Here is a 13,333-nt window from a genome sequence, read left to right as displayed (position 1 = left end):
CTCGGCGTTTGCCGGGCGGGGCTTTTTTTATATAGGCCTGCGGCGCTCACTTTTGTGGCGAGGGGATTTATCCCCGCTGGGCTGCAAAGCAGCCCCAAGTCACCCAACTCATTCTTTCTGATACACCGAGTTGCCTGGCTTTAGGGCCGCTTCGCAGCCCAGCGGGGATAAATCCCCTCGCCACAGGTTCGGTGGATGAATAAATATCGGCGTTTAAAGTAGGAAGTGTCTGAACGTTACCGATGTTTCGAAATGTGTAACCAAAGGCGCCACAACGGGGCGATGTGAAACGCCAAGCCCCGCTACAGGGCGGTTCCAGGCGTCTGCCCAAATAAGCCGACACGCTGTGCTTGCCGGATTAGAAGGGTTTGCGAATAATGGGCCCGCTATTTGCAGCATAGATCGGTTTCACTTCTTTTGCTCTTGCATGAAATTGCGGGGCTGTCAATGCGCTCGAACCGCTTTCTCGGTGCTTCTGTAATTTGTTGTCGCATTGAAGAAATATCGGCTTCGGGCCTGTCGTTAGAATGCCGAACACTCGCTCGTCGTGGCTCGTGTTGAATAAAACGTGAGCTTCCTAGGACGCAGCACCAAAGTTCGTTTCACCCATTCGCATATTGGGCTGTTGCTCACTCTGCCGTTTTTGCCCTTTACCGATGGAGTCCCAAGATGAAGAAACTTGTGCTGCTTGGCGCCCTGGCACTGTCCGTGCTGTCCCTGCCGACCTTCGCTGATGAGAAGCCCCTGAAGATTGGTATCGAAGCGGCTTACCCTCCGTTCGCCTCGAAAGCCCCGGATGGCAGCATCGTCGGTTTCGACTACGACATCGGCAATGCGCTGTGCGAAGAGATGAAGGTCAAGTGCGTGTGGGTCGAGCAAGAGTTCGACGGCCTGATCCCGGCGCTCAAGGTCCGCAAGATCGACGCGATCCTGTCGTCCATGTCGATCACCGAAGATCGCAAGAAATCGGTTGATTTCACCAACAAGTACTACAACACCCCGGCCCGTCTGGTGATGAAGGCCGGTACCCAGGTCAGCGACGGCCTGGCCGAGCTCAAGGGCAAGAACATCGGCGTGCAGCGTGGTTCGATCCACGAGCGTTTCGCCCGTGAAGTGCTGGCTCCGCTGGGTGCCGAGATCAAGCCATACGGTTCGCAGAACGAGATTTACCTGGACGTGTCCGCTGGTCGTCTCGACGGCACCGTGGCAGACGCTACGCTGTTGGATGACGGCTTCCTCAAGACCGATGCCGGCAAGGGCTTCGCATTTGTAGGTCCAGCCTTTACCGACGAGAAATACTTCGGCGACGGTATCGGTATCGCGGTTCGCAAGGGCGATGCCCTGAAAGACAAGATCAATGGCGCGATCACCGCCATTCGCGAGAACGGCAAGTACAAGCAAATCCAGGACAAATACTTCGCTTTCGACATCTACGGCAAGTAACGACGTCCCGCCACTCGTGCGAAATGGCGCAAGCAACAGGATCTCTGCGGTTTGCGCCATTTTTTCATCCCACTTTCGAGGACCTGAATCATGTTGAAAGGCTACGGGGCTGTCATCCTCGATGGCGCATGGTTGACGCTTGAGCTCGCCTTGTCGTCCATGGCCCTGGCCATCGTCCTGGGGTTGATCGGCGTTGCGTTGCGCCTCTCTCCGGTGCGCTGGCTGGCGTGGCTGGGCGACTTGTATTCCACGGTCATTCGCGGCATTCCCGACCTGGTGCTGATCCTGCTGATTTTCTACGGCGGCCAGGACCTGCTCAACCGCGTGGCACCGATGCTCGGCTATGACGACTACATCGACCTGAACCCGCTGGCGGCCGGTATCGGCACCCTGGGCTTCATCTTCGGTGCCTACCTGTCGGAAACCTTCCGCGGCGCGTTCATGGCGATCCCCAAGGGACAGGCCGAGGCCGGCATGGCGTACGGCATGAACGGGTTCCAGGTGTTTTTCCGGGTGCTGGTGCCGCAGATGATTCGCCTGGCGATTCCGGGCTTCACCAACAACTGGCTGGTGCTGACCAAGGCTACCGCGCTGATTTCGGTGGTGGGCCTGCAAGACATGATGTTCAAGGCCAAGCAGGCGGCAGATGCCACGCGCGAGCCTTTCACGTTCTTCCTCGCAGTGGCGGCGATGTACCTGGTGATCACCAGTGTCTCGTTGCTGGCGTTGCGTCACCTTGAGAAGCGCTACTCGGTAGGCGTAAGGGCGGCTGATCTATGATCTTCGACTACAACGTCATCTATGAAGCCTTGCCGCTGTACTTCAGTGGCTTGTTGACCACCCTGAAGCTGTTGGCCCTGTCGCTGTTCTTCGGCCTGCTGGCGGCGTTGCCCCTGGGGCTGATGCGGGTGTCCAAGCAGCCGGCGGTCAACATGACGGCCTGGCTCTACACCTACGTGATCCGCGGCACGCCGATGCTGGTGCAGTTGTTCCTGATCTACTACGGGCTGGCGCAGTTCGCGATCGTTCGTGAAAGCTTCCTCTGGCCGTGGCTGTCCAGTGCGACCTTCTGTGCGTGCCTGGCGTTCGCTATCAACACCAGCGCCTACACCGCCGAAATCATCGCCGGCAGCCTGCGGGCCACGCCCAACGGTGAGATCGAAGCGGCCAAGGCCATGGGCATGTCGCGCTACAAGCTGTATCGCCGGATCCTGCTGCCATCGGCCTTGCGTCGGGCGCTACCGCAATACAGCAACGAAGTGATCATGATGTTGCAGACCACCAGCCTGGCATCCATCGTGACCCTGATCGACATCACCGGTGCCGCGCGCACGGTGAACGCGCAGTACTACTTGCCGTTCGAGGCCTACATCACGGCCGGCGTTTTCTACCTGTGCCTGACCTTCATCCTGGTGCGCCTGTTCAAACTGGCCGAGCGCCGCTGGCTGGGTTACCTGGCCCCGCGCAAGCACTGATAACGCATCGATCCGATCGACTGCTCAACGACTGACGTTTTGTGAGAACCGACCGCATGTACAAGCTTGAAGTCCAAGACCTGCATAAACGCTATGGCAGTCACGAAGTGCTCAAGGGCGTGTCCCTGAAAGCCGCCGCTGGCGATGTGATCAGCATCATCGGCTCCAGTGGCTCCGGCAAGAGTACTTTCCTGCGTTGCATCAACCTGCTTGAGCAACCCCATGCCGGCAAGATCCTGCTCAACAATGAAGAGTTGAAGCTGGTCGCCGGCAAGGACGGCGCGTTGAAGGCCGCGGACCCCAAGCAACTGCAGCGCATGCGTTCGCGGTTGTCGATGGTGTTCCAGCATTTCAACCTGTGGTCCCACATGACTGCGCTGGAAAACATCATGGAAGCGCCGGTGCATGTACTGGGCGTGGCCAAGGCTGAAGCGCGGGAAAAGGCCGAGCACTACCTGAACAAGGTTGGTGTGGCCCATCGCAAGGATGCCTACCCGGGCCATATGTCCGGCGGCGAGCAGCAGCGTGTGGCGATTGCCCGTGCGCTGGCGATGGAACCGGAGGTGATGCTGTTCGACGAGCCGACCTCGGCTCTGGACCCGGAACTGGTAGGTGACGTGCTCAAGGTGATGCAGGCCCTGGCCCTGGAAGGCCGGACCATGGTGGTGGTGACCCACGAAATGGGCTTTGCCCGTGAAGTGTCGAACCAACTGGTGTTCTTGCACAAAGGCATCGTCGAAGAAAGCGGCAACCCGCGCGAAGTGCTGGTCAATCCGCAATCCGAGCGCCTGCAACAATTTCTTTCGGGCAGCCTCAAGTAATCGCTCCCGTGACGCACCTGATTTGGGTCATGCTGCGCACCGCGCGCCAGATGGTCTAATTTGGTTGCAGCCGCTTTTGGCTTTAACACTGTTTTCGCTTCGGATTGCCCGCCATGACTGCCCATCGAATAGGTTTCCTGATTTGGCCCAGCACTAAAGCCTTGACGCTGGCGCTGGCCGAGGAGGCCTTGCGTGTTGCTCAGCGGGTGCATCCGGATGTGGTCTACGAACTGTCGTTCTTGCAGGCCGAACCGCCGGCCGACGGCGCCTGGCAACTGCCGGGCGAGCCCTGGGCCGGCAAGCTCGAAGGCTTCCAGAAGCTGTTCCTGCTGGCCGATGAGCCACCGACTGCATTGGCCTCGCCCCTGAGCAGTGCCCTCAAGCAACTGGTGCGTGCCGGTTGTGTGATTGGCGGTTTGTCTGCCGGTGTCTATCCCCTGGCCCAACTGGGTTTGCTCGACGGTTACCGTGCCGCCGTGCATTGGCGCTGGCAGGACGATTTCTCCGAGCGCTTCCCCAAGGTCATCGCCACCAGCCATCTGTTTGACTGGGACCGCGATCGCCTGAGCGCTTGCGGCGGCATGTCGGTGCTCGACCTGTTGCTGGCGGTGCTGGCTCGTGATCACGGCGCGGAACTGGCCGGTGCGGTGTCGGAAGAATTGGTGGTCGAGCGCATTCGCGAGGGTGGCGAGCGTCAGCGCATCCCGTTGCAGAACCGCCTTGGCTCCAGCCATCCAAAGCTCACCCAGGCGGTGCTGCTGATGGAGGCCAACATCGAAGAGCCGCTGACCACCGACGAGATCGCCCAGCATGTCTGTGTATCCCGTCGGCAGCTGGAGCGGATCTTCAAGCAATACCTCAATCGCGTGCCTAGCCAGTATTACCTGGAGCTGCGCCTGAACAAGGCGCGGCAGATGCTGATGCAGACCAGCAAATCCATCATCCAGATCGGCCTGTCCTGCGGCTTCTCCTCAGGGCCGCACTTCTCCAGCGCCTACCGCAACTTCTTCGGCGCCACACCGCGGGAAGACCGCAACCAGCGACGCAGCAGCAGCCCGTTCGAATTGTCCTCGGTGCCGTCCGAGCGCGGCTAAGTGGCACAACACGCTTCTGTGGGAGCAAGGTTTGCCCGCGATGCAGGCGATGCGGTCCTTGGTGAACCGAGGCGCCTGTATCGCGAGCAAGCTTTGCTCCCACAGATAAGTCCCCTCGCCACAAGTGTTTTGCATGGCCGAGGGAAATGTGGAAGCCAGCCCCTCAAATACACCGGCAACGTTTAAACTGCGCCTTTGCGACGCTATTTGTCGCATTGCCGTAAACCCGCGAAAAACGTGGGTTGGCGCTATAAGAAGTTGTCGCTTGGCGGCAAGGCCGGGCTGAAAACTGTCCTTACAATCCTTACCAAGCCCGCCAGTTCCAGGCGGGTGTTCCTCATCAGGAGACTCCGATGTCCGTTGAGCAAGCCGCGGTACAACGCGCCGATTTCGACCAGGTTATGGTTCCCAACTATGCACCTGCTGCCTTCATACCTGTGCGTGGCGCCGGTTCCCGCGTATGGGACCAATCCGGTCGTGAGTTGATCGACTTTGCTGGCGGTATCGCAGTCAACGTACTGGGCCATGCCCACCCGGCACTGGTCGGTGCACTGACCGAACAGGCCAACAAGCTGTGGCACGTGTCCAACGTCTTCACCAACGAGCCGGCCCTGCGCCTGGCCCATAAGTTGGTCAACGCGACTTTTGCCGAGCGCGCGTTCTTCTGCAACTCCGGCGCCGAAGCCAACGAGGCCGCCTTCAAGCTGGCCCGTCGCGTCGCGTTCGATCGTTTCGGCAGCGAAAAATACGAAATCATCGCCGCACTCAATAGCTTCCACGGTCGTACCCTGTTCACCGTCAACGTCGGCGGGCAGTCGAAGTACTCCGACGGCTTCGGGCCTAAAATTACTGGCATCACCCACGTTCCTTACAACGACCTGGCTGCTTTGAAAGCCGCCATTTCGGACAAGACCTGCGCTGTGGTGCTGGAACCGATCCAGGGCGAGGGCGGTGTGCTGCCGGCCGAACTGGCCTACCTGCAAGGCGCCCGCGACCTGTGCGATGCCCACGACGCGCTGTTGGTGTTCGATGAAGTGCAGACCGGCATGGGCCGCAGCGGTCACCTGTTTGCCTATATGCATTACGGCGTGGTCCCGGACATCCTCACCAGCGCCAAGAGCCTGGGCGGTGGTTTCCCGATCGCGGCGATGCTCACCACCGAAGCGCTGGCCAAGCACCTGGTCGTCGGCACCCACGGCACCACTTATGGCGGTAACCCGCTGGCCTGCGCGGTGGCCGAAGCAGTGATCGATGTGGTCAATACCCCTGAAGTGCTCGCGGGTGTCAAAGCCAAGCATCACAAGTTCAAGGTTCGCCTGGAGCAGATCGGCGAGAAGTACGGCCTGTTCACCCAAGTGCGCGGCCTGGGCTTGCTGATCGGCTGCGTGCTGAACGACGCCTGGAAAGGCAAGGCCAAGGACATCTTCAACGCCGCCGAACAGGAAGGCCTGATGATCCTGCAAGCCGGCCCGGACGTGATTCGCTTTGCTCCGAGCCTGGTGGTGGAAGACGCCGACATCGACGAAGGCCTGGACCGCTTCGAGCGGGCTGCGGCGAAGTTGAGCCAAGCCTGATTTCAGACTTGACCGGCTCCATTGTGGGAGCCGGACTTATGTGGGTGCAGGTTTGTGGGAGCAAAGCTTGCTCGCGATGCGGGTGCCTCAGTTCACCAAGGACCGCGTCGCCTGCATCGCGGGCAAGCCTTGCTCCCACAAGCTTTGCTCCTACAAACCTGGTCCCATATTGAGTCAGTGGGGAGCAGGTCCGGTTTTTATTCTCTGTGTATCGACCTGACGGTCGAACCCTTTATTTCAAGTTAAGGAGTGACACCATGCTGGTGATGCGCCCCGCGCAAATGGCTGATCTGGGCGAGGTACAGCGTCTGGCTGCGGACAGTCCGATCGGTGTCACTTCCTTGCCGGATGACGTGGAACGCCTGAGCGACAAGATCGCCGCAAGCGAAGCCTCGTTCGCCGCCGAAGTCAGTTTCAATGGCGAAGAGAGCTATTTCTTCGTCCTCGAAGACACCGCGACCGGCAAACTGGCGGGCTGTTCGGCCATCGTCGCTTCGGCCGGTTATTCCGAACCGTTCTACAGCTTTCGCAACGAGACCTTTGTTCACGCCTCCCGTGAACTGAAGATCCACAACAAGATCCACGTGCTCTCCCAGTGCCACGACCTGACTGGCAACAGCCTGCTGACCAGTTTCTACGTGGTGCCGGAACTGGTGGGCTCGCCATGGTCGGAACTCAATTCCCGAGGGCGTCTGCTGTTCGTCGCCAGCCACCCGGAACGGTTTGCCGATTCGGTGGTGACCGAAATCGTCGGCTACAGCGATGAGAATGGCGACTCGCCGTTCTGGGACGCCATCGGTCGCAACTTCTTCGACCTCAACTACGCCGCCGCCGAGCGTTTGTGCGGGCTGAAAAGCCGTACGTTCCTCGCCGAGCTGATGCCCCATTACCCGATCTACGTGCCGCTGTTGCCGGATGCCGCCCAGGAAGCCATGGGCCAGGTCCATCCGCGGGCGCAGATCACCTTCGACATCCTGATGCGCGAGGGTTTCGAGACCGATCACTACATCGACATCTTCGACGGTGGCCCGACCCTGCATGCTCGTGTCTCGGGCATCCGCTCGATTGCCCAGAGCCGCGTGGTGCCGGTCAAGATCGGCGAACCGGTCAAGGGTGCCGGCCGCCAATACCTGGTGGCCAATGCCCAATTGCAGGATTACCGCGCCGTGCTGCTCGATCTCGATTACGCGCCGGGCAAACCTGTGACGCTGGACATGGAAGCGGCCGAAGCCTTGGGCGTCGGCGAAGGCGCCAGCGTGCGTCTGGTAGCCGTTTAACGCTTTACCGCTGAGTTTCGCGGGTGGCGTGAGCGACCCGTTTGAGGAGATAGCATGATCGTTCGTCCCGTACGCAGCAGCGATTTACCCGCTCTGATCGCCCTGGCCCGCAGCACGGGCACCGGCCTGACCACCCTGCCGGCCAACGAAGAGCGCCTGGCCCATCGGGTCGGCTGGGCCGAGAAGACCTTTCGCGGCGAAGCCGGGCGCGGTGACGCGGACTACCTGTTCGTGCTCGAAGACGACGACGGTCGCGTGGTGGGCATCTCTGCCATCGCCGGCGCCGTGGGCCTGCGTGAGCCCTGGTACAACTTCCGGGTCGGCCTGACGGTCAGCGCGTCCCAGGAGTTGAACATCTATCGGGAAATCCCGACGCTGTTCCTGGCCAACGACCTGACCGGCAATTCCGAGCTGTGCTCGCTGTTTCTGCATGCCGATTTCCGCAGTGGTCTCAATGGCCGGATGCTGGCCAAGGCGCGGCTGTTGTTCATTGCCGAATTCCCACAGTTGTTCGGTAACAAGATCATCGCCGAGATGCGCGGCATGTCCGACGACAACGGTCGTTCGCCGTTCTGGGAAAGCCTGGGCCGGCACTTCTTCAAGATGGAATTCAGCCAGGCCGATTACCTCACCGGCGTGGGCAACAAGGCGTTCATCGCCGAGCTGATGCCCAAGTTTCCGCTGTACACCTGTTTCTTGTCCGAAGATGCCCGGGCCGTGATCGGCCAGGTTCATCCCGACACCGAGCCGGCGCTGTCGATGCTCAAGAGCGAAGGTTTCAGCTACCAGGGTTACGTCGACATCTTCGACGCCGGCCCGGCGGTTGAATGCGAAACCGGCAAGATCCGCGCGATTCGTGACAGCCAGGCGCTGGTGCTGGCCATCGGCACGCCGGGCGATGATGCCACGCCGTTCCTCATCCATAACCGCAAGCGCGAAGACTGCCGCATTACCGCCGCACCGGCGCGCTTTGCCGCCGGCACATTGGTGGTCGATCCGCTGACCGCCAAACGTCTTCAACTCAACGCCGGTGATCAGGTACGTGCCGTCGCGTTGTCTGCTGCCCGGGAGTCGAAATGATGAACTCGCTGTACATCGCAGGAAGCTGGCTGGAAGGCCAGGGCGACCTCTTTGAGTCGTTGAACCCGGTGACCCAGCAGGTATTGTGGTCGGGTAACGGCGCCACGGCGGCGCAAGTGGAGTCGGCGGTGCAGGCCGCGCGCCAGGCGTTCCCGGATTGGGCTCGGCGCTCGCTGGATGAACGCATCCAGGTGCTGGAAGCCTTTGCCGCTGCCCTGAAAAATCACGCGGACGAACTGGCCCAGTGCATCGGTGAAGAAACCGGCAAGCCGTTGTGGGAAGCGGCGACCGAAGTGACCAGCATGGTCAACAAAGTCGCCATTTCGGTGCAGAGTTACCGCGAGCGGACCGGCGAGAAGAGCGGCCCCCTGGGCGACGCCACCGCTGTGCTGCGCCACAAGCCCCACGGTGTGGTGGCGGTGTTCGGTCCCTACAACTTCCCTGGTCATTTGCCCAACGGCCACATCGTGCCAGCGCTGCTGGCCGGCAACAGCGTGTTGTTCAAGCCGAGCGAGCTGACGCCGAAAGTTGCCGAACTGACGGTCAAGTGCTGGATCGAGGCCGGTCTGCCGGCGGGCGTACTGAACCTGCTGCAAGGGGCGCGGGAAACCGGCATCGCCCTGGCGGCGAACCCAGGCATCGATGGGCTGTTTTTCACCGGCTCCAGCCGCACCGGCAATCTGTTGCACCAACAATTTTCCGGGCGTCCGGACAAGATCCTCGCGCTGGAAATGGGCGGCAACAATCCGCTGGTGGTGGATGAAGTGGCGGACGTCGATGCGGCGGTCTACACCATTATTCAGTCCGCTTTCATTTCCGCCGGGCAACGCTGCACCTGTGCGCGCCGCCTGCTGGTGCCGGAAGGCGCCTGGGGCGATGCCTTGCTGGCGCGCCTGGTGGCGGTCAGCTCGACCCTTGAAGTCGGTGCCTTCGACCAGCAACCGGCACCGTTCATGGGCTCGGTGATTTCCCTGGCCGCGGCGAAGGCGCTGATGGATGCGCAAAACCATTTGCTGGGCAAAGGCGCGGTGCCGCTGTTGAGCATGACCCAACCGCAGGCCCAGGCCGCATTGCTGACGCCGGGTATCCTGGACGTGACGGCCGTGGCCGAGCGTCCTGATGAAGAGCTGTTCGGGCCGTTGCTGCAAGTGATCCGCTACAAAGATTTCGCAGCGGCAATCACCGAGGCCAACAATACGCAATATGGCCTGGCCGCCGGGTTGCTGTCCGATTCCCAGGCGCGTTACCAGCAGTTCTGGCTGCAAAGCCGCGCCGGTATCGTCAACTGGAACAAACAGCTGACCGGTGCCGCCAGCAGCGCGCCGTTCGGCGGTGTCGGCGCCTCGGGCAACCATCGCGCCAGCGCTTATTACGCGGCCGATTATTGCGCTTATCCGGTGGCTTCCCTGGAGACACCAAGCCTTGTGATGCCGGCTGCCCTCACTCCCGGTGTGCGCATGTCTTGAGACCGCCATCGCGGGCAAGCCTTGCTCCCACAGGAGTTATGCCAAATCTGTGAGAGCAAGCCTTGCTCCCACAGGAGTTATGCCAAATCTGTGAGAGCAAGCCTTGCTCCCACAGGAGTTATGCCAAATCTGTGAGAGCAAGCCTTGCTCCCACAGGAGCTATGCCAAATCTGTGAGAGCAAGCCTTGCTCCCACAGGAGCTATGCAAAACCTGTGGGAGCAAGGCTTGCCCGCGATAGCCGTGACTCGGTTGTTATTGATGCCTATAAAAAACAGATTCTCGTGGAGCCTCGCTGATGAAATCCTATGAAGTCAACTTTGACGGTCTAGTGGGGCCGACCCATAACTACGGCGGGCTCTCGTACGGCAACGTCGCGTCCCAGAGCAACAGCCAGCAGTCCTCCAACCCCAAGGAAGCGGCGTTGCAGGGCCTGGCGAAAATGAAAGCGCTGATGGACATGGGTTTCCAGCAGGGTGTGCTGGCGCCGCAGGAGCGCCCGGACGTGGCGGCCCTGCGCCGGCTGGGCTTTGCCGGCAGCGATGCCCAAGTCATCCAGCAGGCCGCGAAAGAAGCGATGCCGCTGCTGGTTGCCAGTTGCTCGGCCTCCAGCATGTGGGTGGCCAACGCCGCCACGGTCAGCCCGAGCGCTGACACGGCCGATGGCCGCGTGCATTTCACCGCCGCCAACCTGAACTGCAAATATCACCGCAGCATCGAGCACCCGACCACCAGTCGCGTGCTGGGGGCGATGTTCGCCAACCAGCACCACTTCGCCCACCACGCCGCCTTGCCGGCGGTGGCGCAGTTCGGCGATGAAGGCGCGGCCAACCACACCCGTTTCTGCCGCGCCTACGGTGAGGCCGGTGTCGAGTTCTTCGTGTTCGGTCGCAGCGCTTTTGACACCCGCTATCCCGCGCCGCAGAAATACCCGGCGCGCCAGACCCTGGAAGCTTCCCAGGCTGTTGCCCGCCTGCACGGGCTGAGGGAGGAGGGCGTGGTGTACGCCCAACAGAACCCATCGGTGATCGACCAGGGTGTGTTCCACAACGACGTGATCGCGGTGGGCAATGGCGAAGTGCTGTTCTATCACGAGGACGCGTTTCTCGAGACCGACAAGATGCTGGCTGAATTGAGCAGCAAACTCGCCAAGGTCGGTGGGAAATTTCAATCGGTGTGCGTACCGCGTTCGGCGGTCACCGTCGATGACGCGGTACGTTCCTACCTGTTCAATAGCCAGTTGCTGTCGCGTCCCGACGGTTCAATGCTCTTGATCGTGCCGGAAGAGTGCCGTAGCAACGAACGTGTCTGGCACTACCTGCAAGGCCTGACGGGCACTGGCGGGGTGATTCGCGAAGTGAAGGTCTTCGACCTCAAGCAAAGCATGCAGAACGGTGGCGGCCCGGCTTGCCTGAGGTTGCGCGTGGCGCTCAATGAAACCGAGCTGGCGGCCGTCAACCCAGGGGTTATCATGACCGCGCCGCTGTACGATTCGCTGACCCAATGGGTCGAGCGGCACTACCGCGACCGCATGACCGAAAACGATCTGGCAGACCCGCAGTTGCTGCTCGAATGCCGTGCGGCACTGGATGAACTGACACAAATCCTTAAACTTGGCTCGGTTTATCCTTTCCAGATCAATTGAAAGCGCGCGCGACCTGACTACAGTCAAAGCAGGGCGCGTTGCCTTATCCCCAGACGAGAATGTAAAGACATGAGCGATACCCTGCAGCTGATCCTTGAAGACACCGACGGCACCCAACTGGAAACTTCCTGCACCCGCGTCGCGGTGATGTGGCAAGGCAAGGAGTTGTGGATCCAGCAGGATGGCCGCGGTCAGTTGCTGATCGGCGTCGATGTCGAAGAAGGGGACGAGGAATACGCCAACCTGTTGTTGCGTCCATTGGCGACCAACCTGGTCAGCCTGCAACTGGAAATGGAACCGGCGGACGTCGGCGACGATGACCATGTCCATGGCCCGGATTGCGGCCACGACCATTAAGGAAACCGCGCTATGCTCGCCCTCGGCAAACTGCTTGAACTGACCCTCGCCGGCCGTGAACCGGCGGAGAAGACTCAACTGACTGTCGAAGGCGTACGGATGCGCTGGTTGAGCGAGGGCGCGCTGGAGGTCAAGCCGCCCGAAGCCCGGGATAACGGCCTGGACCTGCTGCTGTCGGCCGGTATCCACGGCAACGAAACCGCGCCGATCGAGTTGCTCGACCGCTTGCTGCATGACATCGCCCGTGGCCATTTGAAGCCGCGGGCACGCATTCTGTTCCTGTTCGGCAATCCCGAGGCCATCCGGCGCGGTGAGCGTTTCGTCGAACAGGACGTCAACCGCCTGTTCAATGGCCGCCATGAGCTGAGCGGCGGTCCTGAGGCGCTACGGGCCTGCGAGCTGGAGCGCTTGGCCGCCAGTTTCTTCAGCCGGCCAGAACGCAGTCGCTTGCATTACGACCTGCACACCGCCATCCGCGGCTCGAAGATCGAGCAGTTCGCCCTCTACCCGTGGAAAGAAGGTCGCCAGCATTCACGCCGTGAACTGGCACGCCTGCGTGCCGGGGGTATGGAGGCAGTGTTGCTGCAGAACAAACCGTCCATTGTGTTCAGCGCCTACACCTACGACCAGCTGGGTGCCGAGTCCTTCACCCTGGAACTGGGCAAGGCCCGGCCATTCGGGCAGAACGACGGCGTCAACGTCAGCTTGTTGGAAACCCGCCTGCAACAGATCATCGAGGGCAACGAGCCGGAGCTGGATGAAGGGCTCGATGGCCTGCAGCTGTTCAGCGTCGCCCGGGAAATCATCAAGCACAGCGACAGCTTCCGCCTGAACCTGCCGGCGGACATCGAGAATTTCTCGGAATTGGGGAAAGGCTACGTGCTGGCCGAAGACATCGCCCAGACCCGCTGGGTGATCGAAGAGGAGGGCGCCCGGATCATCTTTCCGAACCCCAAGGTCAAGAATGGCTTGCGGGCTGGCATCCTGATCGTGCCGGCGACCGATGAAAACCTGATCTAAAACCCACATCGAACCATTGTGGGAGCGGGCTTGCTCGCGAATGCGGTGTGTCAGTGACATTATTGTTAACTGACACACCGCAT

12 protein-coding genes are annotated in these 13,333 nt (G+C 60.9%); all 12 read left to right on the top strand.

The window, feature by feature from the left end:
- The first annotated feature begins 669 nt into the window (after positions 1 to 669).
- The 12 genes from AD662_RS21850 to astE all read left to right on the top strand — a co-directional run bounded on the left by AD662_RS21850 (position 670) and on the right by astE (position 13,250).
- Positions 670 to 1,443: an ABC transporter substrate-binding protein gene (locus AD662_RS21850; protein WP_014339812.1), complete on the top strand. Its 774-nt coding sequence runs from the start codon at positions 670 to 672 to the stop codon at positions 1,441 to 1,443.
- A gap of 90 nt (positions 1,444 to 1,533) precedes the next feature.
- On the top strand, positions 1,534 to 2,223 hold the full coding sequence (locus tag AD662_RS21845) for an ABC transporter permease (protein ID WP_014339811.1): 690 nt from the start codon (positions 1,534 to 1,536) through the stop codon (positions 2,221 to 2,223).
- Complete coding sequence (locus AD662_RS21840; protein ID WP_014339810.1) at positions 2,220 to 2,918, top strand: ABC transporter permease; 699 nt, start codon at positions 2,220 to 2,222, stop codon at positions 2,916 to 2,918. The genes AD662_RS21845 and AD662_RS21840 overlap by 4 nt, the downstream gene beginning before the upstream one ends.
- 56 nt (positions 2,919 to 2,974) lie before the next feature.
- The gene (locus tag AD662_RS21835; RefSeq protein ID WP_018612663.1) at positions 2,975 to 3,739 is read left to right on the top strand and encodes an ABC transporter ATP-binding protein; all 765 of its coding nucleotides are present in this window, start codon (positions 2,975 to 2,977) and stop codon (positions 3,737 to 3,739) included.
- Between the two features lie 113 nt (positions 3,740 to 3,852).
- Positions 3,853 to 4,833: a GlxA family transcriptional regulator gene (locus AD662_RS21830; protein WP_018612661.1), complete on the top strand. Its 981-nt coding sequence runs from the start codon at positions 3,853 to 3,855 to the stop codon at positions 4,831 to 4,833.
- A 353-nt stretch (positions 4,834 to 5,186) separates the two neighbouring features.
- On the top strand, positions 5,187 to 6,407 hold the full coding sequence (locus AD662_RS21825) for an aspartate aminotransferase family protein (protein ID WP_053189722.1): 1,221 nt from the start codon (positions 5,187 to 5,189) through the stop codon (positions 6,405 to 6,407).
- Positions 6,408 to 6,664: 257 nt separating this feature from the next.
- Complete coding sequence (gene aruF / locus AD662_RS21820; protein WP_018612659.1) at positions 6,665 to 7,684, top strand: arginine/ornithine succinyltransferase subunit alpha; 1,020 nt, start codon at positions 6,665 to 6,667, stop codon at positions 7,682 to 7,684.
- Positions 7,685 to 7,738: 54 nt separating this feature from the next.
- A complete protein-coding gene (gene astA, locus AD662_RS21815) occupies positions 7,739 to 8,764 on the top strand; it encodes an arginine N-succinyltransferase (RefSeq protein WP_018612658.1) in 1,026 nt (341 codons plus the stop codon).
- Positions 8,761 to 10,230: a succinylglutamate-semialdehyde dehydrogenase gene (astD, locus tag AD662_RS21810; RefSeq protein WP_162493983.1), complete on the top strand. Its 1,470-nt coding sequence runs from the start codon at positions 8,761 to 8,763 to the stop codon at positions 10,228 to 10,230. Before astA ends, astD begins: the two co-directional genes overlap by 4 nt.
- Before the next feature lie 296 nt (positions 10,231 to 10,526).
- Complete coding sequence (astB, locus tag AD662_RS21805; RefSeq protein WP_053181187.1) at positions 10,527 to 11,873, top strand: N-succinylarginine dihydrolase; 1,347 nt, start codon at positions 10,527 to 10,529, stop codon at positions 11,871 to 11,873.
- A gap of 69 nt (positions 11,874 to 11,942) precedes the next feature.
- A complete protein-coding gene (locus AD662_RS21800; RefSeq protein ID WP_003178862.1) occupies positions 11,943 to 12,230 on the top strand; it encodes a hypothetical protein in 288 nt (95 codons plus the stop codon).
- A 12-nt stretch (positions 12,231 to 12,242) separates the two neighbouring features.
- Positions 12,243 to 13,250: a succinylglutamate desuccinylase gene (astE, locus tag AD662_RS21795; RefSeq protein WP_003204782.1), complete on the top strand. Its 1,008-nt coding sequence runs from the start codon at positions 12,243 to 12,245 to the stop codon at positions 13,248 to 13,250.
- Positions 13,251 to 13,333 lie beyond the last annotated feature (83 nt).

The sequence above is a fragment of the Pseudomonas kilonensis genome (assembly GCF_001269885.1).
GTDB classification, from domain to species: domain Bacteria; phylum Pseudomonadota; class Gammaproteobacteria; order Pseudomonadales; family Pseudomonadaceae; genus Aquipseudomonas; species Aquipseudomonas kilonensis.
The sequence above is the reverse complement of the archived record's forward strand: the minus strand, read 5'-3'. Positions and strand labels throughout refer to the sequence as shown.